General features: G+C 70.7%; 17 protein-coding genes and 1 tRNA gene. 4 read left to right on the plus strand and 14 right to left on the minus strand.

Annotation, left to right across the window (positions count from 1 at the left end; genetic code table 11):
* Positions 1–4: 4 nt before the first annotated feature.
* A complete protein-coding gene (gene rho, locus AB0B35_RS10615; protein ID WP_361043313.1) occupies positions 5–1942 on the minus strand; it encodes a transcription termination factor Rho in 1938 nt (645 codons plus the stop codon).
* 384 nt (positions 1943–2326) lie between these two features.
* On the minus strand, positions 2327–3238 hold the full coding sequence (gene thrB / locus AB0B35_RS10620; protein WP_361043316.1) for a homoserine kinase: 912 nt from the start codon (positions 3236–3238) through the stop codon (positions 2327–2329).
* Positions 3239–3364: 126 nt separating this feature from the next.
* On the opposite strand from thrB, the gene AB0B35_RS10625 reads away from it, so the two are divergent.
* Complete coding sequence (locus AB0B35_RS10625) at positions 3365–3739, plus strand: hypothetical protein (protein ID WP_361043318.1); 375 nt, start codon at positions 3365–3367, stop codon at positions 3737–3739.
* 30 nt (positions 3740–3769) lie between these two features.
* Here AB0B35_RS10625 and AB0B35_RS10630 read toward each other — a convergent pair whose 3' ends face one another.
* The 7 genes from AB0B35_RS10630 to argS form a co-directional block, all read right to left on the minus strand.
* On the minus strand, positions 3770–3982 hold the full coding sequence (locus tag AB0B35_RS10630) for a hypothetical protein (protein WP_361043321.1): 213 nt from the start codon (positions 3980–3982) through the stop codon (positions 3770–3772).
* Between the two features lie 9 nt (positions 3983–3991).
* Positions 3992–4855: an SPFH domain-containing protein gene (locus AB0B35_RS10635; RefSeq protein ID WP_361043323.1), complete on the minus strand. Its 864-nt coding sequence runs from the start codon at positions 4853–4855 to the stop codon at positions 3992–3994.
* Between the two features lie 166 nt (positions 4856–5021).
* Positions 5022–6239 carry an MFS transporter gene (locus AB0B35_RS10640; RefSeq protein ID WP_361043326.1) on the minus strand — a complete coding sequence of 406 codons (1218 nt, stop codon included), beginning with the start codon at positions 6237–6239 and terminating at the stop codon, positions 5022–5024.
* An 89-nt stretch (positions 6240–6328) separates the two neighbouring features.
* Entirely contained in the window at positions 6329–7378 is a 1050-nt protein-coding gene (gene thrC, locus AB0B35_RS10645; RefSeq protein ID WP_203698788.1) for a threonine synthase, read from the minus strand.
* Between the two features lie 183 nt (positions 7379–7561).
* A complete protein-coding gene (locus AB0B35_RS10650; RefSeq protein WP_361043329.1) occupies positions 7562–8848 on the minus strand; it encodes a homoserine dehydrogenase in 1287 nt (428 codons plus the stop codon).
* A gap of 44 nt (positions 8849–8892) precedes the next feature.
* Positions 8893–10278 (minus strand): diaminopimelate decarboxylase, encoded by a 1386-nt coding sequence (gene lysA / locus AB0B35_RS10655; RefSeq protein WP_361043332.1) that lies wholly within the window; start codon positions 10276–10278, stop codon positions 8893–8895.
* Positions 10279–10284: 6 nt separating this feature from the next.
* Positions 10285–11928, minus strand: coding sequence for an arginine--tRNA ligase (gene argS, locus AB0B35_RS10660; protein ID WP_361043335.1), 1644 nt, complete (start codon positions 11926–11928; stop codon positions 10285–10287).
* An 86-nt stretch (positions 11929–12014) separates the two neighbouring features.
* Between argS and AB0B35_RS10665 the strand changes: the two genes are divergently transcribed.
* On the plus strand, positions 12015–12809 hold the full coding sequence (locus AB0B35_RS10665) for a DUF3105 domain-containing protein (protein WP_361043338.1): 795 nt from the start codon (positions 12015–12017) through the stop codon (positions 12807–12809).
* Between the two features lie 10 nt (positions 12810–12819).
* Positions 12820–13449, plus strand: coding sequence for a DUF305 domain-containing protein (locus tag AB0B35_RS10670; RefSeq protein ID WP_360520994.1), 630 nt, complete (start codon positions 12820–12822; stop codon positions 13447–13449).
* Positions 13450–13515: 66 nt separating this feature from the next.
* On the opposite strand, the gene AB0B35_RS10675 is transcribed toward AB0B35_RS10670, so the two are convergent.
* Positions 13516–14274, minus strand: a complete 759-nt coding sequence (locus AB0B35_RS10675) for an LPXTG cell wall anchor domain-containing protein (RefSeq protein WP_361043340.1) — start codon at positions 14272–14274, stop codon at positions 13516–13518.
* Between the two features lie 179 nt (positions 14275–14453).
* Between AB0B35_RS10675 and AB0B35_RS10680 the strand changes: the two genes are divergently transcribed.
* Positions 14454–14525, plus strand: a tRNA-Arg gene (locus AB0B35_RS10680).
* Between the two features lie 129 nt (positions 14526–14654).
* Here AB0B35_RS10680 and AB0B35_RS10685 read toward each other — a convergent pair.
* The 4 genes from AB0B35_RS10685 to AB0B35_RS10700 all read right to left on the minus strand — a co-directional run bounded on the left by AB0B35_RS10685 (position 14655) and on the right by AB0B35_RS10700 (position 18905).
* Positions 14655–16031, minus strand: a complete 1377-nt coding sequence (locus AB0B35_RS10685; RefSeq protein WP_361043343.1) for an integrase — start codon at positions 16029–16031, stop codon at positions 14655–14657.
* Complete coding sequence (locus AB0B35_RS10690; protein ID WP_361043346.1) at positions 16032–16274, minus strand: helix-turn-helix domain-containing protein; 243 nt, start codon at positions 16272–16274, stop codon at positions 16032–16034.
* A gap of 244 nt (positions 16275–16518) precedes the next feature.
* Positions 16519–18036, minus strand: a complete 1518-nt coding sequence (locus AB0B35_RS10695) for a YfjI family protein (RefSeq protein ID WP_361043349.1) — start codon at positions 18034–18036, stop codon at positions 16519–16521.
* On the minus strand, positions 18033–18905 hold the full coding sequence (locus tag AB0B35_RS10700) for a bifunctional DNA primase/polymerase (protein ID WP_361043352.1): 873 nt from the start codon (positions 18903–18905) through the stop codon (positions 18033–18035). Before AB0B35_RS10700 ends, AB0B35_RS10695 begins: the two co-directional genes overlap by 4 nt.
* Positions 18906–19077: the final 172 nt, after the last annotated feature.

Genomic DNA, 19077 nt, shown 5'->3' on the forward strand with positions numbered 1-19077 from the left:
CAGATCACTCGCCGGGAGTGGTCTTCGCGATCTGCATCAGGAACTCGATGTTGGTCCGGGTCTGCTTGAGCTTGTCGAGCAGCAGGTCCAGGGCCGCCTGCGAGTCCAGCGAGTGCAGGACCTTACGGAGCTTGTGCACGATGACCAGCTCCTCCGGCGCCAGCAGGATCTCCTCCTTGCGGGTGCCGGACGGGTCGATGTCGATGGCCGGGAAGATGCGCTTGTCGGCGATCTTCCGGTCGAGCTTGAGCTCGGCGTTACCCGTGCCCTTGAACTCCTCGAAGATGACCGTGTCCATCATGGAGCCCGTCTCCACCAGCGCCGTGGCGAGGATGGTGAGCGAGCCGCCGTTCTCGATGTTGCGGGCCGCGCCGAGGAAGCGCTTGGGCGGGTACAGCGCGGTCGAGTCGATACCACCGGACAGGATGCGGCCGGAGGCCGGCGCGGCCAGGTTGTAGGCCCGGCCCAGACGCGTGATCGAGTCCAGCAGCACCACCACGTCGTGACCCAGCTCGACCAGGCGCTTGGCCCGCTCGATCGCCAGCTCGGCGACGGTGGTGTGGTCCTGCGGCGGCCGGTCGAACGTCGAGGCGATGACCTCGCCCTTGACCGAGCGCTGCATGTCGGTGACCTCTTCAGGCCGCTCGTCGACCAGCACGACCATCAGGTGGCACTCGGGGTTGTTGTTCGTGATCGCGTTCGCCAGCGCCTGCAGGACCATGGTCTTGCCGGCCTTGGGCGGGGACACGATCAGCGCACGCTGACCCTTGCCGATCGGCATGACCAGGTCGATGACCCGGGTGGTGAGGATGTGCGGCTCGGTCTCCAGGCGCAGGCGCTCCTGCGGGTACAGCGGAGTGAGCTTGTAGAACTCGCCACGGCGGCGGGCCTCCTCGGGCTCCATGCCGTTGACGGTGTCCAGGCGCACCAGCGGGTTGTACTTGTCCCGCCGCTGCTCGCCGTCGCGGCTGGCCTTGACGGCGCCGGTGATGGCGTCGCCGCGGCGCAGGCCGTACTTCTTCACCTGCGACATCGACACGTAGACGTCGTTGGGGCCGGAGAGGTAGCCGGTGGTGCGCACGAAGGCGTAGTTGTCCAGCACGTCCACGATGCCGGCGACCGGCACGAGCACGTCGTCCTCACCCACGTGCGGCTCGCCGCCGCCACCGCTCGCGCCGACGGTCTCGCCGCGCTCGCGGCCACGCCGGCGGTCACGGAACCGGCTGCGCCGGCCACGACGGCCGTCGCCGTCCTCGTCACCGTCGAAGCCGCCGCGGTCCGGACCGCGGTCACTGCCCCGGTCGGCGGCACGCTCCCCGCGCTCCTGGCGGTCGCCGCGCTCGGCACGCTCCCCGCGCTCGGGCCGGTCACCGCGCTCAGGACGCTCGCCCCGCTCGGCGCGCTCGCCGCGGTCGGCGTTGCGCTCTCCGCGCTCGGCCCGGTCACCGCGCTCGGCCCGGTCGCCGCGCTCGGCCCGGTCGCCGCGCTCGGCCCGGTCGCCCCGCTCGGCGCGCTCACGGCGGGACTCGCGACGGTTCTCGCGGCCCTCCGCCGGCGCCTCCGCCTCACCACGGGGCTCCGGAGCGTTGCGGCGGCTACGGCGCTCGCCCCGCGGCTCGGTGCCCTCTGCTGCTGTCGGCGCGGACTCGCCCGCCGCCTCGCGGACCTCGGCCCGCACCTCCTCGCGAGCCGGTGCGGCGGCCGCGGCGACGTCAGCACGGGGGCGCGGTGCGCCACCGCCCTGGCTGGCCGTGATCGCGGCGATCAGCTCGCCCTTGCGCATGCGTGCGGTGCCCGTGATACCCAACCCCGCTGCCATGGTCTGCAACTCGGGCAGCAGCTTCGCGGAGAGACCGCTGCCGGCGGAGCGGCGGCGCCGGCCGGTGGAGGCGTCGTCAGCGACGTGGGAGACATCCGACGTCATGTCGGTGGTGTCGCTCAATGGATTCCTTCCCTCGATTGGCCGGGGCAGCCCGGGTCTTCTTACGACAGTTGGCGGCCGGGCGGCCTCGGAAACCCGTGGTGCTCACCCAGAGCGCTACGGGAGTTTTCGCGCAGTCACGACGGCGTTCCGCCGCCGTCCATAATCGACGGCGTGGACACGCCTGGAGCGTGCGATCAGTCTGCGGCAGGCATAGGACTGGGGGTGGACGGCCGTCTGGCTAACGTGTCCGTCTGAACCGAGCTCCGGTAACGCCGCCCCGCAAGATCGGGCGCTTCGCGGCTGTGCTGCCCTAGAGCGTAATCAACGACTGAGACCAGCGGCAACACCGGGCTACTCGGCGTGTCTGAAATGCTGCAAAAGACAGGTGATACGCCCCGGTTTCTAACCAGGGATCCTACCCGCCGATACGCGGGCGCCACCAGCGAACACCGCAAGAGTGTGTGCCAACCAACTGCCACCCGCCTCGAAACCGGACGGCACGGGCGAAAGCGCCAGGACGCTCGGCCCGGCCCCGCTGACCACGGCGGCCACACCTGCTTCCCGCAGCTGTGCAACCAGGGTGGCGGTCTCCGGCATTCCCGAGGCCCGGTAGCCCTGGTGGAGGCGATCCTCGGTGGCCGGGAAGAGCAGGCTCGGGGCGCTGGTCAGGGCGTGGGTCAGCAAGGCGGCCCGGCCCGCGTTGAAGGCGGCGTCGGCGTGCGGCACGGTGGTGGGCAGCGCGGCCCGCGCGTGGGCGGTCAGGCCGCGCACAGCGGGCACGAACACCGTCGGCCGGATCTCCGCGGCCACCGGCAGCGCCACGGCCCGCGCCCCGCCCGCCTCGGTCCAGGCGATGGTGAAGCCGCCCAGCAGGCACGGGGCGATGTTGTCCGGGTGCCCCTCGATCCGGCCCGCGATGCGCACCTCGTCGGCCCGGGTCAGCCTGCCCCCGGCCAGCGCGTTGGCCAGGGTCACCCCGGCCGTGATCGCGGCGCTGGACGAGCCCATGCCGCGCGCCTGCGGAATCCGGTTGTAGCAGCTCAGCCCCAGGCCCACCGGCTGGGCGCCCAGTTCGGCGAACGTCTCCCGCATGGCGCGTACGACCAGGTGGGTCTCGTCGCCGGGCAGCTCGCCCGCGCCCTCGCCGGTGACCTCGACGGTGGTCTTGCCGTCCTCGGCCACCCAGGCGGTGACCTCGTCGCAGAGGTCCAGCGCCAGGCCCAGGGCGTCGAAGCCCGGTCCGAGGTTGGCGCTGGTGGCGGGCGCGTGGACGGTGTACGCCCCGGGCGCGAAGGAGATCGTCACGATCGTCATGGTAGGGCCGGGCACGGGCCGCCCGGCCGATCCGGTGGCGCGGCCGCCCACTCCTCGGGAGCGGCTCCGCGACGCATGGCAGGCGCTCGATACGGTGTCGGGGTCGCCCACCCCTCGGGAGAACCTGTGGAATCGTTCGACCTGTCGCTGCTCGGCATCATCCTGCCCCAGCTCGTCGGCGTACTGCTGATGATCGCCGGCCTGATCGCGGCGCTGGCCCAACGCGCCCGCCTCGGCTCGCTGGCCACCGCTCTCACCGTCGCGGCCACCGGCCTGGGCGCGGTGACCTTCGTGATCAGCACCTGGTGGCAGGCCTTCGGAATCCGCTCGGTGATCGAGGACGGTGGCGAAGGCCGCTACACCCTGATCAGCGTGGTCGCCCTCATCCTGTGGCTGATGCACCTGGTCTGGACCGGCCTGCTGATCGGCGCGGTGTTCGCCGGGCGGCGCCGGCCGCCAGTGGTCGAGAACGCCGTGCTGACTCCCGGATCGCCGCTGTAGCAGCGCTGTCCGCCGTGGACGATCGGCGGTTCAGTCGTCAGGCTCCTCGTCGGTGGCTGAACCACCGCCGTCGGACGTGGCCGCGGTGGGGCGGTCGACCGGCCGCCCCACCGATTTCAGCGCGGCCCGCAGGGCGTACTCGATCTGCGCGTTGACGCTGCGCAGATCGTCGGCCGCCCAGCGGGCGATCGCGTCGTACACCGCGGGATCCAGCCGCAGCAGCAGTTTCTTGCGTTCAGGCACGCTATGTCCTCAGTAGAGGGTGCCCGCGTTGACGACCGGCTGCGCGTTGCGGTCACCGCAGAGCACCACCAGCAGGTTCGACACCATCTGCGCCTTGCGCTCCTCGTCCAGCTCGACCACGCCCTGCTCGCGCAGCTGCTCCAGCGCGCTGGAGACCATGCCGACCGCGCCCTCCACGATGGTGGAGCGCGCCGCGACGATGGCCTGCGCCTGCTGGCGGGCCAGCATCGCCTGCGCGATCTCCGCAGCATAGGCGAGATGGGTGATCCGCGACTCGACCACCTCGACGCCGGCCAGGGTGACCCGCTCGCGCAGTTCGGCGGTGAGCTCGTCGCTGACCGACGCGCTGTCGCGCAGGCTGGCCCGGCCGCTGGCGTGCGCCTCGTACGGGTAGCTGGTGGCCAGGTGCCGCACCGCGGTCTCCGCCTGCACCTCGACGAAGTGCGCGAAGTCGTCCACCGCGAACTTGGCGGCGTAGGTGTCCACGACCCGCCACACCACGACGGCGGCGATCTCCACGGGGTTGCCGTCGGCGTCGGAGACCTTCAGCCGGTTGGACTCGAAGTTGCGCACCCGCTTCGAGATCTTCGTCTTCTCCGTCAGCGGCCAGGTCCAGTGGAAACCGGGCTCGCCGATCGTGCCGACGTACTTGCCGAAGAACTGGATGACCCGGGCGTCGTTGGGGCTGATCACGATGAACCCGGTCGCGATCAGCACGAGCAGCAGAGTGCCCACCGCGACGGCCACGCCGATGGCTGCGTCGGTGCCCGGCACGCCCACGTTCGCGGCGATGACGGCGACCATGGCGGCTGCCACCAGCAGCGCCACGAGAACCATGATGAACCCGGAGATCCGGAACGCCTTACGCTGCATGGCGACTCCTCATATCGAAGTGATATCACCAAGCTAGCAGGAGGTGTCAAGCCACTTCTCTTCCCGTCAAGACCGCCCGATTTGCCTGGCACCCGTGCGTATCTTGAACCCGCTTTCGCCCACTTGCCTGGCAAGTCGAGCGATCAACGGTGAGCGGCGGCGGGCGTCAGTCGGCGAGCGCCGGCACCGGGGTCTGGGTGGGGATGCGCCGGGTGACCAGGAACCAGCCGACCGCGTACGACAGCGTGGTGACGCCGCAGCAGGCGACCAGCACCCGCCAGTCCACCGAGTCCACGAACGCGCCCACGACCAGCTGAGAAGCGGTCACCGCGAGCATGGCGATCATCGTGTCGGTGGCGTTGACCCGCCCCCGCAGTTCGTCGGGCACCTCCTGGGCGATGGCGTAGTTCGACATCACCCAGTTGCCGCCGCCGGCCGCGTGCGCCAGGAAGATGCCGGCCAGCACCAGCGGGAACCAGCCCGCCCCGGCCACGCCGACGTACACCAGGCCGTAGGTGGACATGGACAGCGCCAGCGCCGGGAACAGCCAGTGCGGCCGGGCCAGCGCGGCCCGGAACAGGAACGGGCCGACCACGCTGCCCAGGCCGCGCACCGCGAACATCAGGCCCAGCCCGCGCGCGCCGACCCCGAACGTCGCCGCGATCAGCGGAAACGTGGCCAGCAGGCCGTTGCCGGTGCCCACCGCAGACTTCACGGTGACCAGGGCCAGCAGCCGCGGCTCGCGCCGCAGGTAGCCCAGCGCCTCGCGGATCGCCGCGAACGCCGGACGGGACACGGCCGGCAGCGAGTCCTGGGTCGGCCGCTTGATCCGCGAGGTCAGCAGCGCCGAGGTCAGCAGGCTGACCGCGACCAGGCCGAAGCAGGCGTACGGGGACAGCCACTCGGTGACCAGGCCGCCCAGCGACGAGGCGACCACGGTCATGGTGCCCCAGGCGGTGCCGTTGACGGCCATCGCCGGGCCCATGTCGGCGGGGTCCACCAGGTTGGGCACCGAGGCGTTGGCAGCGGGGGTGTAGAACGCCTTCGCCGCGGCGAGCGCGCCCAGCGCGACGAGGGCGATCGGGCCCGCGCCGGGGCCGCGCACCAGGAACAGGCCGCCGACGGCGACGAGCGCGGAGAGGTTCGAGGCGATCAGGATGTGCTTGCGGTTGAACCGGTCGGCGATGGTGCCCGCGTACGGCAGGAGCAGCGCGACGGTGCCGGTCTCCACGGCGAGTGCCAGGCCGCCCCAGAGTCCCTGGCCGGTCTCCCGGTTGAGCAGCACCAGCAGCGGGACCATGACGAACCAGTCCGCCCCGAAGACGATGACCTCGGCGAGGAACAGGCGGCGGAAGTCGGCGCTACGCGTAAGGACCCTGAGCACGTAGGCACCGTACACCTGAGAGCGATCTCACGGATCACGGGCGCGCTGTGACGTGCACCCCGATCCACGGGGCGCACGTCACGGACAGGTCAGGCGAGGCCGAGTTCGCGGGCGGCGGCGAGCGGGTCGTTGCCGATGGTGGTCGGGGCGGGCGCGGTGGAGATGGCCCACTCCGGGTCCTTGAGCCCGTGCCCGGTCACCGTGCACACGATGCGCGAGCCGTGCGGCACCTTGCCGGCCGCCGACGCCTGCAGCAGGCCCGCGACACTGGCCGCCGAACCCAGTTCGACGAAGACGCCGACCTCCCGGGCGAGCAGCCGGTATGCCGACAGGATCTCCCGGTCGGTGACCGCGTCGATGAGACCACCCGACGCGTCGCGCGCGTCCAGGGCCTTGGTCCACGAGGCCGGGTTGCCGATCCGGATCGCGGTGGCGATCGTCGACGGGTTCGGCACGACCGCACCGTTGACGATCGGGGCGGAGCCGGCGGCCTGGAAGCCGTACATCTTCGGGGCCTTCGTGGCGTTGCCCGCCGCTACGTCCTCGTTGTAGCCCATCCAGTACGCGCTGATGTTGCCGGCGTTGCCGACCGGCAGGCAGTGGATGTCCGGCGCGTCGCCGAGCGCCTCGACGATCTCGAACGCGGCGGTCTTCTGCCCGTGCAGCCGGTCGATGTTCACCGAGTTGACCAGCGCCACCGGGTAGTCCTGGGACAGCTTGCCGGCCATCGCCAGGCAGTCGTCGAAGTTTCCGCTGACCTGCAGCAGCTTGGCTCCGTGCACGAGCGCCTGGGCGAGCTTGCCCAGCGCGATCTTGCCCTGCGGCACGAGCACCGCGCAGGTGATGCCGGCGCGGGCGGCGTACGCGGCGGCGCTGGCGGAGGTGTTGCCGGTCGAGGCGCAGATGATCGCCTTCGCGCCGTGCTCGACGGCGGTGGAGACGGCGACCGTCATGCCCCGGTCCTTGAAGGAGCCGGTCGGGTTCGCGCCCTCGACCTTCAGGTAGACGTCACACCCGGTGCGGTCGGACAGCACCGGCGCGGGCACCAGCGGCGTGTTGCCCTCGTGCAGCGTGATCACGGGCGTCTTGTCCGTCACCGGCAGCCGGTCCCGGTACTGCTCGATCAACCCACGCCACATGCTGGCCTCCTTACCGAGTGTCATCGAGTACCTTGCCGTCTCTCCGCCCGTAACTCCACTCGGGTTCCACGCAGCGAGACGCGCGCATCCTCCACCGTTGATCATGAACTTATGTCACCGACACGCCGTCGACCCGTGCCATAAGTTCATGATCGACGCCTCGGCCCGCGGGGCGGGCCTGGGCTAGAACTCGACCCGGAGGACGGAGGCCACGGCGCGGACGAAGTCGAGGGTGCGGAGTTCGGCGACGGTGGCGGCCAGTGCGGAGTCGGGGGCGGAGTGGGTGACGATGACCAGGATGGCCTCGTCGCCGCGGCCGGACTGGTTGACCGTGGCGATGGAGACGTCGTGGCGGGCGAAGACGCCGGCCACCGCGGCGAGGACGCCGGCGCGGTCGGCGACGTCGAGGGAGACGTGGTAGCGGGTGCGGACCTCGCCCATCGGGTGGACGGTGAGGTCGGCGTAAGCGGACTCGCTGGCGGCGCGCACCCCGGCCAGGCGGTTGCGGCCCACGGCGACCAGGTCGCCGAGCACGGCGCTGGCGGTCGGGGCGCCGCCCGCGCCGCGGCCGTAGAACATCAGCTGCCCGGCGGCCTCGGCCTCGACGAACACGGCGTTGAACGCCTCGCCGACCCCGGCCAGCGGGTGGGTGCGCGGGATCATCGCCGGGTGCACGCGGACGCTGACGCCGCCGTCGGCGGTGCGGCCCGCGATGCACAGCAGCTTGATCGTGCAGCCCATCGCCTTGGCGCTGGCCACGTCGGCCGCGCTGACCTCGGTGATGCCCTCGCGGTAAACGTCGGCGGCCTTCACCCGGGTGTGGAAGGCGAGGCTGGCCAGGATCGCGGCCTTCGCGGCGGCGTCGAAGCCCTCGACGTCGGCGGTCGGGTCGGCCTCGGCGTAACCGAGGGCGGTCGCCTCCTCCAGGGCCTCGGAGAAGCCCGCGCCGGTGGCGTCCATCGCCGAGAGGATGAAGTTCGTGGTGCCGTTCACGATGCCGGTGACCTGGGTGATGCGGTCGCCGTGCAGGGACTCGCGCAGCGGGCGCAGCAGCGGGATCGCGCCCGCCACCGACGCCTCGTAGTACAGGTCCGCGCCGCCCTCGGCGGCGGCGTCGTGCAGGCTGCCGCCGTCCTCGGCCAGCAGCGCCTTGTTGCCCGTGATCACGGACTTGCCCGCGCGCAGCGCCTCGACCAGCCAGGTGCGGGCGGGCTCGATGCCGCCCACCACCTCGATGACCACGTCCACGTCGTCGCGCTTGACCAGGCCGAGGGCGTCCGTGGTGAACAGGTCGGGGCTGACCGGCAGCTCGCCCCGGTCCCGGCCCGCTCTGCGTACGGCGATGCCGACCAGCTCGACGGGTGCGCCGATACGCGCCGTCAGGTCGTCGGCCTGCTCGTGCAGCAGGCGTACGACCTCCGAGCCGACGGCGCCACATCCCAGCAACGCCACCTTGACCGAGTCAGCCACTTCGTCTCCCGTAACGCTCAACCTGGCAGGGGCGAGATCGCGCCCTACCCCACGTCCAACGCCAGGAGATCGTCCTCGGTCTCCCTGCGCACGATCACCCGCGCCTGCCCGTCCCGCACCGCCACGACAGGCGGCCGCGGCACGTGGTTGTAATTGCTGGCCATGCTCCGGCAGTAGGCGCCCGTGCCGGGCACCGCGATAAGATCTCCGGGCCGGACGTCGGCAGGCAGGAATTCATCCTTCACCACCACGTCCCCCGCCTCACAATGTTTTCCCACCACGCGGGCAAGAATCGGCTCCGCCTGTGACGCACGTGACGCCAGGGTCGCCGAGTACGACGCGTCGTACAGCGCGGTGCGGATGTTGTCGCTCATGCCGCCGTCCACGCTCACGTACGTGCGCAGGCCGTCGAGCGGCTTGACGGTGCCGACCTCGTACAGCGTGAAGGTGGACGGGCCGACGATCGCCCGGCCCGGCTCCACGGACAGGTGCGGCTGGGCCAGCTCCAGGCCGCGGCACTCGTCCGCCACGATCTTGAACATCCGCTCGGCCAGGTCGGCGGCCGGCGACGGCGTGTCCTGGCTGGTGTACGCGATGCCGAAGCCGCCGCCCAGGTCCAGCTCGGGCAGCTCCGCGCCGAGTTCGGTGCGGATGCGCTCCTGCAGGGTCAGGATGCGCCGGGCGCTGACCTCGAAGCCCGACGTGTCGAAGATCTGCGAGCCGATGTGCGAGTGCAGGCCGCGCAGCTCCAGCGTGTCCTGCTCCAGGATCAGCCGTGCCGCCTCGAACGCCTTGCCGCCCGCCAGCGAGAAGCCGAACTTCTGGTCCTCGTGCGCGGTCGCGATGAACTCGTGGGTGTGCGCCTCCACGCCGACGGTCACCCGGATCATGACGCGGGGGCGGACCCCGCGCTCGCGGGCGATCGCCGACAGGCGCTCGATCTCGTCGAACGAGTCGACGACGATGCGGCCCACCCCGTTCTCGACGGCGCGGGTCAGCTCGCGTACCGACTTGTTGTTGCCGTGCAGCGCGATGCGCGCCGGATCCATGCCCGCCGCCAGCGCGGTGCGCAGCTCGCCGCCGCTGCACACGTCGAGGTTCATCTCCTCCTCGACCAGGATGCGCACGATCGCCCGGCACAGGAACGCCTTGCCCGCGTAGTACACGTCCGCGCCCGCGAAGCCCTGCTTGAAGTCGCGGCAGCGGGCCCGGAAGTCCTCCTCGTCCAGCACATACGCCGGCGTCCCGAACTCCTCGGCCAGGGAGGTCACGTCCCGGCCGCCGACCCGCAGCACACCCGCGTCGTCCTTGGTCGCGGTACGCGGCCACAGCGGCGCCATCAGCTCGTTCACGTCAGCGGGTGTACGCAGCCAGGAAGGTCCCTGGTGCCCGAAGTCTCCGTGCAGGGCACCGGCCTCATGTGCGCGCAAGGCTGTTCACATCCGTTCAGGGGCGGTCACGCCGAGCAGGCCGAGGCCGTTGGCGATGACGGTGCGAGTGGCGTCGTTGAGCCAGAGCCGGGCGACGTTGACGGGCTCGATCGGTGCGTCCCCCATGGGCAGCACCCGGCAGTTGTCGAAGAAGCGGTGGTAGTCCCCGGCCAGGGTCTCCAGGTAGGTCGCCACCCGGTGCGGCTCCCGCAGCTCGGCCGCGCCGGCCACCACGGCCGGATAGTCGCCGAGCGCCTTGAGCAGCTCCAGCTCCTTCGGGTGGGCCAGCAGCGCCGGGTCGAACTCGCCCGTATCCCTGGTCAGCCCCAGCTCGGCCGCGTTGCGGGCGACGCTCGCGGAGCGGGCGGCGACGTACTGCACGTAGTAGACCGGGTTGTCGCGGGTCGCCCGGGTCCACAGGTCGACGTCGATGTCGATCGGCGAGTGGATGCTGTACCGGGCCAGGGCATAGCGGGAGGCGTCCACGCCGATCGCCTCGACCAGGTCCTCCATGGTCACCACGGTGCCCGCGCGCTTGCTCATGCGCATCGGCTGGCCGTCGCGTACCAGGTTGACCAGCTGCCCGATGAGGATCTCCAGGTTGACGTCCGGGTCGTCGCCGAAGCAGGCCGCCATGGCGCGCATCCGGCCCACGTAGCCGTGGTGGTCGGCGCCCAGCATCATGACGATCTTCTCCGCGCCCCGCTCCCGCTTGTCCAGGTAGTAGGCGCAGTCGGCGGCGAAGTAGGTCCACTCGCCGTCGCTCTTGCGCAGCACCCGGTCCTTGTCGTCGCCGAAGTCGGTGGTCCGGAGCCAGGTCGCGCCGTCGGCCTCGTAGATGTGCCCCTGCGCCCGCAGCCGCTCCAGGGCCAGGTCCAGTTCACCCTTGGTGTGCAGGTCCTTCTCGTTGAAGTACACGTCGAAGTGCGTGCCGAACTCGGCGAGCGACGACTTGATCTGCGCGAACATCAGCTCGACGCCCTCGACCCGGAACGTCTCCAGGTCGTCCGCGCCGGGGTGCTTGGCCTGGACCGCCTCGGCGATCTCGGCGATGTACGCGCCGCCGTAGCCGTCCTCCGGTGTCGCCTCACCGCGCGCCGCGGCCTGCAGCGACTTGGCGAACCGGTCGATCTGCGAACCGGCGTCGTTGAAGTAGTACTCGGTCGTGACGTCCGCGCCCGCCGCCTTGAGCAGCCGCGCGAGCGCGTCGCCGACCGCGGCCCAGCGCACCCCGCCCAGGTGGATCGGGCCGGTCGGGTTCGCCGACACGAACTCCAGGTTCAGCCGCAGCCCGGCCAGCGCCGTGCCGTGCCCGTACGCCGCACCCTGGGTGACGACCAGGCGGGCCAGCTCCCCCGCCGCCGCCGCGTCCACCCGGATGTTGAGGAAGCCCGGCCCGGCGATCTCCACAGCAGCGATCCCTGTGAATTTGCTGAGTTCCGCGGCCAGGGCCGAGGCGAGATCGCGCGGGTTCGCGCCGACCTTCTTGGCGACCTGAAGAGCCAGGTTGGTGGCGTAATCTCCGTGCTCCGGGTTGCGCGGACGCTCCACCGTCGCCGCTGCCGGCAGGGCCGCCAGGTCGAGGCCGCGGGCCGTGAAGACGGCTTTTGCGGCGGTCAGGACAGCATCGGCGATATTCGCGGGAGTCACCCGGCCATGCTAACCGGGTAGACTTCGGCCCTCTGCGTCCCACCGCACGGCGGGCGCGCCCACCCCTCGATGTGACGGACACCACGATGAGCATCAGCACGCAAGGCGGCGAGCAGCACCGCCCCAATGTTGTGAAGGTCGGCGGCAAGCCCGCGGCCGGCGCCAAGCCCGCCACCGGCGGCGGTGCCAAGACCCCGCCGAAGGGCGTCAAGGGCGGCCCCAAGAAGCCGATCACGCCTGTCAAGGTCAACCAGGGCCGCAACTGGGGTCCCATCGCCATGTTCGCCGCCGTCGGCCTGATCGCGGTCGGCATCATCGGCTGGGGCGCCTGGGCGGCGTTCCGGCCGGGCGGCGCGGGCTACGACTGGGAGACGCGCGCCAACGCCATCGACGGCATCACGCACGTGACGACGGAGCTCAAGAGCAACCACACGTACAACCCGGAGAAGTACGACCAGAACCCGCCGGTCGGCGGCACCCACAGCTACGTGTGGCAGCAGTGCATGGGCGACGTCTACGAGGCCCCGATCCCGAACGAGCACGCGGTGCACAGCCTGGAGCACGGCGCCGTCTGGATCACGTACCGCAAGGACCTGCCCGCCGACCAGGTGGCCGCGCTGGCCGCCAAGGTCGAGGGCAAGGAGATGATGCTGATGAGCCCGGTCGAGAACCTGGACAAGCCGATCTCCCTGCAGGCCTGGTCCTACCAGCTCAAGGTCGACAACGCGAGCGATTCCCGGATCGACGACTTCATCGGCGCGCTGCGGGTCAACGCGACCCAGGAGCCGGGCGCGACGTGCCAGGGCGGCAACACCGCCACCGGCGACAAGCCGCTGAACGAGCAGCAGGTCGCCGCGCTCACCCAGCAGCAGCAGGGCTGACAGGAGCGACATGACGGACGTGGGGAACAGCCCTCGGTTCAGCACGCGAGGGCTGGCCCTCTCCGTGGCGCTCGCGGTGCTGGTCGGGCTCGCCATCGGTTTCGGCGTGACCCGGCTGGCCGCACCTGCCACGCCGGCCGACGACTCGGCCGCCGCCGGCTTCGCCCGCGACATGTCGTCGCACCATGCCCAGGCCGTGGCCATGGCCATGATCGCTGCGAAGAAGGGCAACGCGCACGAGGTGCGCGTCCTCGGCGAGGACATCGCGCTCACCCAGCAGGCCCAGATCGGCATCATGGGCCAGTGGCTGCGCGACTGGAGCCTGAACATCAACTCCGACGCCAAGCCCATGGCCTGGATGCCCGACGGCGACAAGTCGCTGACCAACGGCAACCTGATGCCCGGCATGGCCACCTCGCAGGAGATGACCGCGCTGGAGAACGCCACCGGCAAGGACGTCGACCGCCTGTTCCTGGAGATGATGATCAAGCATCACCTGGGCGGCGTGCACATGGTCGACGCCGTGCTGACCCAGACCGACGATCCCGACGTGCTCTGGCTCGCCAAGGGCATGAAGGCCCGCCAGCAGCTGGAGATCTCCGAGATGCAGAAGCTGCAGACCACGCTCGCCAAGCGCTGATCGGACACGCAGAGCAAGGGCCCCGCCGGAACTCCGGCGGGGCCCTTCTCATTCATCGCTGCGCGCTCAGACCTCGGTCGGCAGGTCCCGGCGGCGACGCACCAGGAAGATCGTGCCCGCCCCGCCGACGACCAGGGTCAGGCCCACCGAAGCGAAAACGGTCACGGCCGCGCCGGTCACCGGCAGGCCCGGCTCCGACGGCGACGGCGAGTCACCCGGGACGCCCGGCGTGCCGCTCGTGCCCGGGGACTCGGACGAGTCCGGGGTCGGCGTGCCGGGCGTCGGCGTCCCCGGTGTCGGCGTGCCGCTCGGCGACTCCGACGGGAACGGCGACGGGGTGTTGCCACCCTCCCCCGCGCAGGTGTGCGTGACCACGATCCGGTCCACGTTCTTGCTGCCGACGCTCTTGCCCTCGGCGTCCAGCAGGGTCCAGCCGGCCGGCACGACCACCCAGGCCAGGTGCTTGTTGGTGGCGTTGGCGAAGCCGTGCGGGTACGCGTCGGCGTCGCCGTCCTTGATATAGGTGGTGACCTGGCCGCCGGGGGTGTCGAACTTCGCCCACATGCCGATCGTGGTGTCGAACTCGTCCGGCGCGATGTTGAACACCCAGCCGTCCTTGTCCGCGGCGGCCAGGTTGCCGATCTCCGTACAGCCGCGGGTGAAGATCTTCGCCTTGGTGTTGTGGTGTGCGTGGTGCAGCACCGCGTCATAGGGCGCGGTCGGCGCGTTGTGCGCCTGCGCGGGCAGGGCGAACAACGTGGCGAGCCCAGCGCCCACGGCCGCCAGCGAGACGGTGGCCAGCGGCGCCAGCAGACGCTTGTTCATGGGTCCTCCGGGGGGTGGAAGTGGTGCAACGCCACATCGTGACCCGGTGCGATGAGGGCTCGGATCGGATTAACCGGCCGTGGACCGATGATCGACACGACACACCATCGGCCGAACGGACGACCCGGATACCGATTCGATGCCACGAAGGGGACCTGCTACTCTTTGTCGGTCACTGAGCCCCCGTAGCTCAGGGGATAGAGCACCGCCCTCCGGAGGCGGGGGCGCAGGTTCGAATCCTGCCGGGGGCACTACGGAGCACCAGCAAAAAGAGGCCGCTGACCTGCGCGAAGCAGACCAGCGGCCTCAAGCCTATGTACGACTGTGTCCGGTTGTTACCGGCCTTCTACGGGCACCCGTTCCGAATACGTTCCGAAGTTTTAGGCCCCCGGATCATGGCCTAAGGCCTCGTCCATCCGGCGTCTGAGCTGAGCCGTACCGCCGTCCAGACACTTGGCGTAGATCTTCAACAGCACCTCCACCGAGTGGCCGGCCCACTCAGCCACCTGCGTGGCAGGCACCCCACCGTTGAGCCACGTCGAGACGGCAGCGTGCCGCAGGTCGTAGGGCGTGCGCGCTAGGGGTGTCGCGCAGACCTCCGGCGTGAACGCCGCCGCTCGGGCTAGCCGCCAGGTCTTGTTGATCGTTCCTTTGGGCATCTCCTCTTCGTTGCGCTCTCCCCGGAATAGGCGGCCGTCTTCGGCGATGCCGAAGGTCTCGATGTGGCGATGAAGGTGAGCCGTCAACTCAGGCGGGCACGGCGCGGCACGGCTCTCCCCCACCGCCCTCTGCTTGAGCTGCCGCCGGTCACGGTTCTTGCCGGAGTCGGTCCACTCCCGGCCCGCGTGCGGCTCCGCTACCTCAATGTTCAGCTCTCCCCATCCCCGCGCAGGTAAGGCCAGGTTGCTGCGACACAGGCTCGCCGCCTCCTCCGGCCGCAGCCCTGCGAAGTAAAGGCAGGCGTAGAACGCCACCAGCCGGGGTCCGCTTCGCTGCTGCTCCCCCACGGCGTTGAGCACCGAACGCACCTGGGCCGGATTGGCCACAGATCTTCGGTCGACCGCGTGACTGGTCCGCGGAGGCGTCCACTTCAGCGCCGGCATGGGATTGGTCGAGAGAATCTGCTGCTCCACGGCGTAGAACAGGCACGTATTCAGGATCTTCCGACGTCGGCTGACCACACTCGATGCCGCCGGTTTACCGTCGAGCCGCACCGTGAGGCTGTCCAGGACAGTGCGCAGTACATCGGGCCGGGCCAGTTCAGAGGCTTGCCGAGTATGGTCGGCGATCCATCGCAGAGCGGCGCGCACCTCCGGAGGGCACCCCGGATCATCCCGCCGGGTGGGGTTGAACGCCCACCGGTTGAGCGCGTGCCGGATCAGCCTGGCGTCGGGTGTCCCGCGGCTGTCTCTGAACATCGCGGTAGTCACCGCAGTTAGCGCCTCGGCATGCGTTCGCCTGGTCGTGGCAGCGGCCCGCGGCCACTTGGCGTCTGCGAAGGACTGAGCAAGGGTCAGCCAGGTTGCCTGTCGCCCCGCCCGTAGCATCGAGACCGGTCGGCCGGTCTCGACGTCGAACGCCTCACCCACGCGGGCAGCGCTGACCAGGCCGGACCGGAAGCTGTCAGCTAGCGCCGCCGTCTTGAACGGCTCCTTTCGCCGCTGGCCGGCTACCGACCACAGGACCCAGTAAGTGGTCGTGCGCTTGCCTACATATACCTCGTTCTTCCAAATGCGCACGTCATAGGTCGTGGTCATTCAGTTGCCCTCCTCCTGTGCGTCCACCCACGCGTCCAGCACGCTGCGACGGACCCGAAGCTGACCGTTCGGCAACTTGACGCACCGCGGTGCTCGCCGCTTCGCGCGCCAGTCGTAGAACGTCGAGCGCTCGATGCCGAGAATTTCCAGAACCTCGTTGACCTTGAGCAGGACGTCAGCGCTGCGCTGTCTGGGAAGCGTTGGCGCGGTCATTAGCAGCAGTCCCCCTTGTGTCGTGGCCACGAGAAGCGGCCTGAGAGCATTTCTGAGCCAAGATCTGTGCGCGTTTGGTGCTAGTTAGATGTCGGGGCGCGCTTGCCTGGCGGCCGGCGCATTCCGTGCGGTCGTCGGCTGGGGCCACGGGAGGCGGTGACAGCGGTGACACGGTGACAATCGCTCCCGCCACACGTTGTTCGCGCTGTTCAGGTGGCCTGAAGTGCTGTCACCGCCTGCCGGTGACAGGCGGTGACAGCGGTGACAGGAAAGATCAACTGCCGGTCGGCGCGCTGCCATTGACGTAGGCGGGTGCGTCGGGGTGTAGCTCGTAGTCCCCGTCGGCGGTGGTGCGGACCCATCCGTGCTGGGCCAGGGTGGCCAGCACGGACATGACCTGCTCAGCGCGCGGCAGCTTGCGCTGCACGCGCCTGTGGAGGTCGCGCCGGGTGAAGGTGCGCATGTCCTTGGCGACCAGCACGGCCAGGACGTCATGCGCGGTTTCGCCTGCGGGGTCGCCGTGGACCAGCGCGAGAGCGGCGGTGTAGTGGGCGATCAGCCACGCCGTGACCTGCGCGGCCTGGCTCATGGTCTCCCCGCTGATCTGGCGCTCCCATGCGTCGGTCGGGTGGTGCGCCAGGTGCAACAGCCCAGCCAGCCGGAGCATGGCCCCGAACAGCTTGTTGGCCCACTCGCGCACGTCGTGCAGCGCGCCACCGGGGCGCAACTGCTCCTCGATGGTCTCGGCTGCTGCGGCGCGTACGCGGCTGGCCTCGTCGGTGAGGGTCAGCACGCGCGGCCCGTCCCACTCGGCCAGGGTGGTGGCCAGGATGCGGACGGTGGACTCGTACCGCGCGGCCACGGACACCGGCACGGAGGGCGAGTCCTGGTCGCGGTATCCGGCCAGGCTGCGCGGCAGGATGAACCAGAACCGCGCTGGCAGCCCGCGGCCGAACAGCTCGGCGTTGGACCCGAACTTGCGCAGCGCGGACGGCTGGGTCATCACCCCGACCGTGAGGGCGGGGTCTTCGATGGTCTCGCCTGCCCTGCTCTGCCGGTCGGTGGACAGGTGCCCGCCGCTGTAGCCCTTCAGATACGGATCCAGGTTCGGCGTGCTGGAGTAGCGGCCAGCCAGGGTGTCGAAGATCCCGCCCTCGTCGCTGATCACGGCCATGCGCCCGCCGTTGGCGGCCATCATGCTCACGAGGGCTTCGGGGGTGTGGTCGTCGCAGATCAGCCGGGGCAGCGTCGGCACGGCGATCTCTTCCACGGCCATGACAGCGGCCAGGGCCTCAGCGACTGCCGCGTCTCGCTTGTCGTTGTCGGCTTTGGCGGCGTGGGCGCGGGCCTGCTCGGCGGTGCGTTGGGCGATGTCGCGCCGTGCGGCCTCCTGCTCGACCAGCGGCCGAACCTGGTCGGCCATCTGCTGCTGAGCCTGATAGAGCGGCCTGACCAGCGCCCCATGCACCGGGCTCTTGCGCTCGCCTGGCGCGGCGACGGTCGCCACGTAGGTGTTGACCGGCTCGCGCCAGCCGGGTTTGCCCTCCACGACCAGGCGGCGCGCCCCGCACGTCGACAGCACAGACAGGACCACGCCCGCGCCCATCGCGGTGTCGGTCTGGGTGAACGCCGCGACGCCTTCCACCATGTCGCGCGCCCAACCGGGGAGCACGTCGAGGGGGAACGCGGGTGGCGCGGCGGTGCTGGTGCCGACCGGCACGGGTACGTCCCAGCCCGCGCGTGCGGCCTGGGACGTGGGGACGGCGGCCAGGTGCCGAATCTGCGCGGTCATGCGGCCACCGTCCGGGGGCGGGTCGCTCCGGCGCGCAGGCCGGAGGCGATCGTGCGGGCGGTCTCTGCCGGCCGCAGGCCGATTTGGTAGGCAGCCTGCGTCAGCAAGCCTTCTACATCCGAAGCCGCGACCGCTCCGCCTGCGGCGAGTTGGCCGAGCGCGACGGCTGAGGCGTACAGCGCGGCGTTGCGCCCGCCCTTCGCGCTCTGGGCCAGGTGCGAGAGCTGGGCGTCGATCGCCGCGGCCACGTACCGGCCCGCCCGGTCAGCGCCGAGCGTGACCGTGACCGGGGTCTGTTCCGGCAAAGGCGCCGGGGCCAGCTCGGCGGCGAGCCATTCGGGCAGGTCAGCGACCGAGTGCTCACCGCCCGCCCGGTACGGGCGGCCGTTGACGACGCTACCGGCGGCCAGGACGTACCCGCCGTGCGCACGGGTATCGATCAGCGGCCCCAGCTTGCCCTGTGTGTTCCGCAGCTCAGCGCCCGCCGGGTGGCGGTAGTACAGGTGCGCGCCGCCGCACCCGGTTGTGACCGTGTACGTGCGGACCGGGGAGACACCCGCGCACCGCTCCAGCTCGGCCAGGACCTCACCGCCGTGTACGCAGCACTCCCACGGCGCGGGCAGCTCACCGCCCTTGAGCCGGTCGAGGTCCACCACGACCAGCCCGGACGGGCCGGTCGCCAGGCCGATGTTGAACGGACCGGCCGACCAGCAGCGCCGGATGCGATCAGGGTCGGTGGTGGCCCGGGACTCCCACGCCCGGATGGCGGGGGTCTTGTCGTCGGGGGTCAGGGGGAACACCCGCCACCCGTGTTCGGCGGCGGTAAGCGCGGCGTCCAGTAGTCGCGCGGCGGTGTTGGTGCTGGTCATCGGGCGTGCTCCTATCCATGGTGAGGTGTCGCGTGCGACGTCGGGCGCGACGCGTCGTGTGAGGCCTCGCGCGACGGCTCGGCACCGCTGCGCAGAGCGTGCAGCCAACCCAATGGCTTTGTCGACGAGCCGAAGCAGCGACAGGACGTACGCACACCCCGCCGCACCGCCA

The sequence above is a fragment of the Catellatospora sp. NPDC049133 genome (assembly GCF_040648455.1).
GTDB classification, from domain to species: Bacteria; Actinomycetota; Actinomycetes; order Mycobacteriales; family Micromonosporaceae; genus Catellatospora; species Catellatospora aurea.

Coding starts and splice junctions, on each gene's coding strand:
- thrB (WP_361043316.1), bottom strand. CDS start 3,238: ATGACGATCGTGACGATCTCCTTCGCGCCCGGGGCGTACACCGTCCAC.
- AB0B35_RS10635 (WP_361043323.1), bottom strand. CDS start 4,855: ATGCAGCGTAAGGCGTTCCGGATCTCCGGGTTCATCATGGTTCTCGTG.
- thrC (WP_203698788.1), bottom strand. CDS start 7,378: ATGTGGCGTGGGTTGATCGAGCAGTACCGGGACCGGCTGCCGGTGACG.
- AB0B35_RS10665 (WP_361043338.1), top strand. CDS start 12,015: ATGAGCATCAGCACGCAAGGCGGCGAGCAGCACCGCCCCAATGTTGTG.
- AB0B35_RS10670 (WP_360520994.1), top strand. CDS start 12,820: ATGACGGACGTGGGGAACAGCCCTCGGTTCAGCACGCGAGGGCTGGCC.
- AB0B35_RS10675 (WP_361043340.1), bottom strand. CDS start 14,274: ATGAACAAGCGTCTGCTGGCGCCGCTGGCCACCGTCTCGCTGGCGGCC.
- AB0B35_RS10685 (WP_361043343.1), bottom strand. CDS start 16,031: ATGACCACGACCTATGACGTGCGCATTTGGAAGAACGAGGTATATGTA.
- AB0B35_RS10695 (WP_361043349.1), bottom strand. CDS start 18,036: ATGACCGCGCAGATTCGGCACCTGGCCGCCGTCCCCACGTCCCAGGCC.
- AB0B35_RS10700 (WP_361043352.1), bottom strand. CDS start 18,905: ATGACCAGCACCAACACCGCCGCGCGACTACTGGACGCCGCGCTTACC.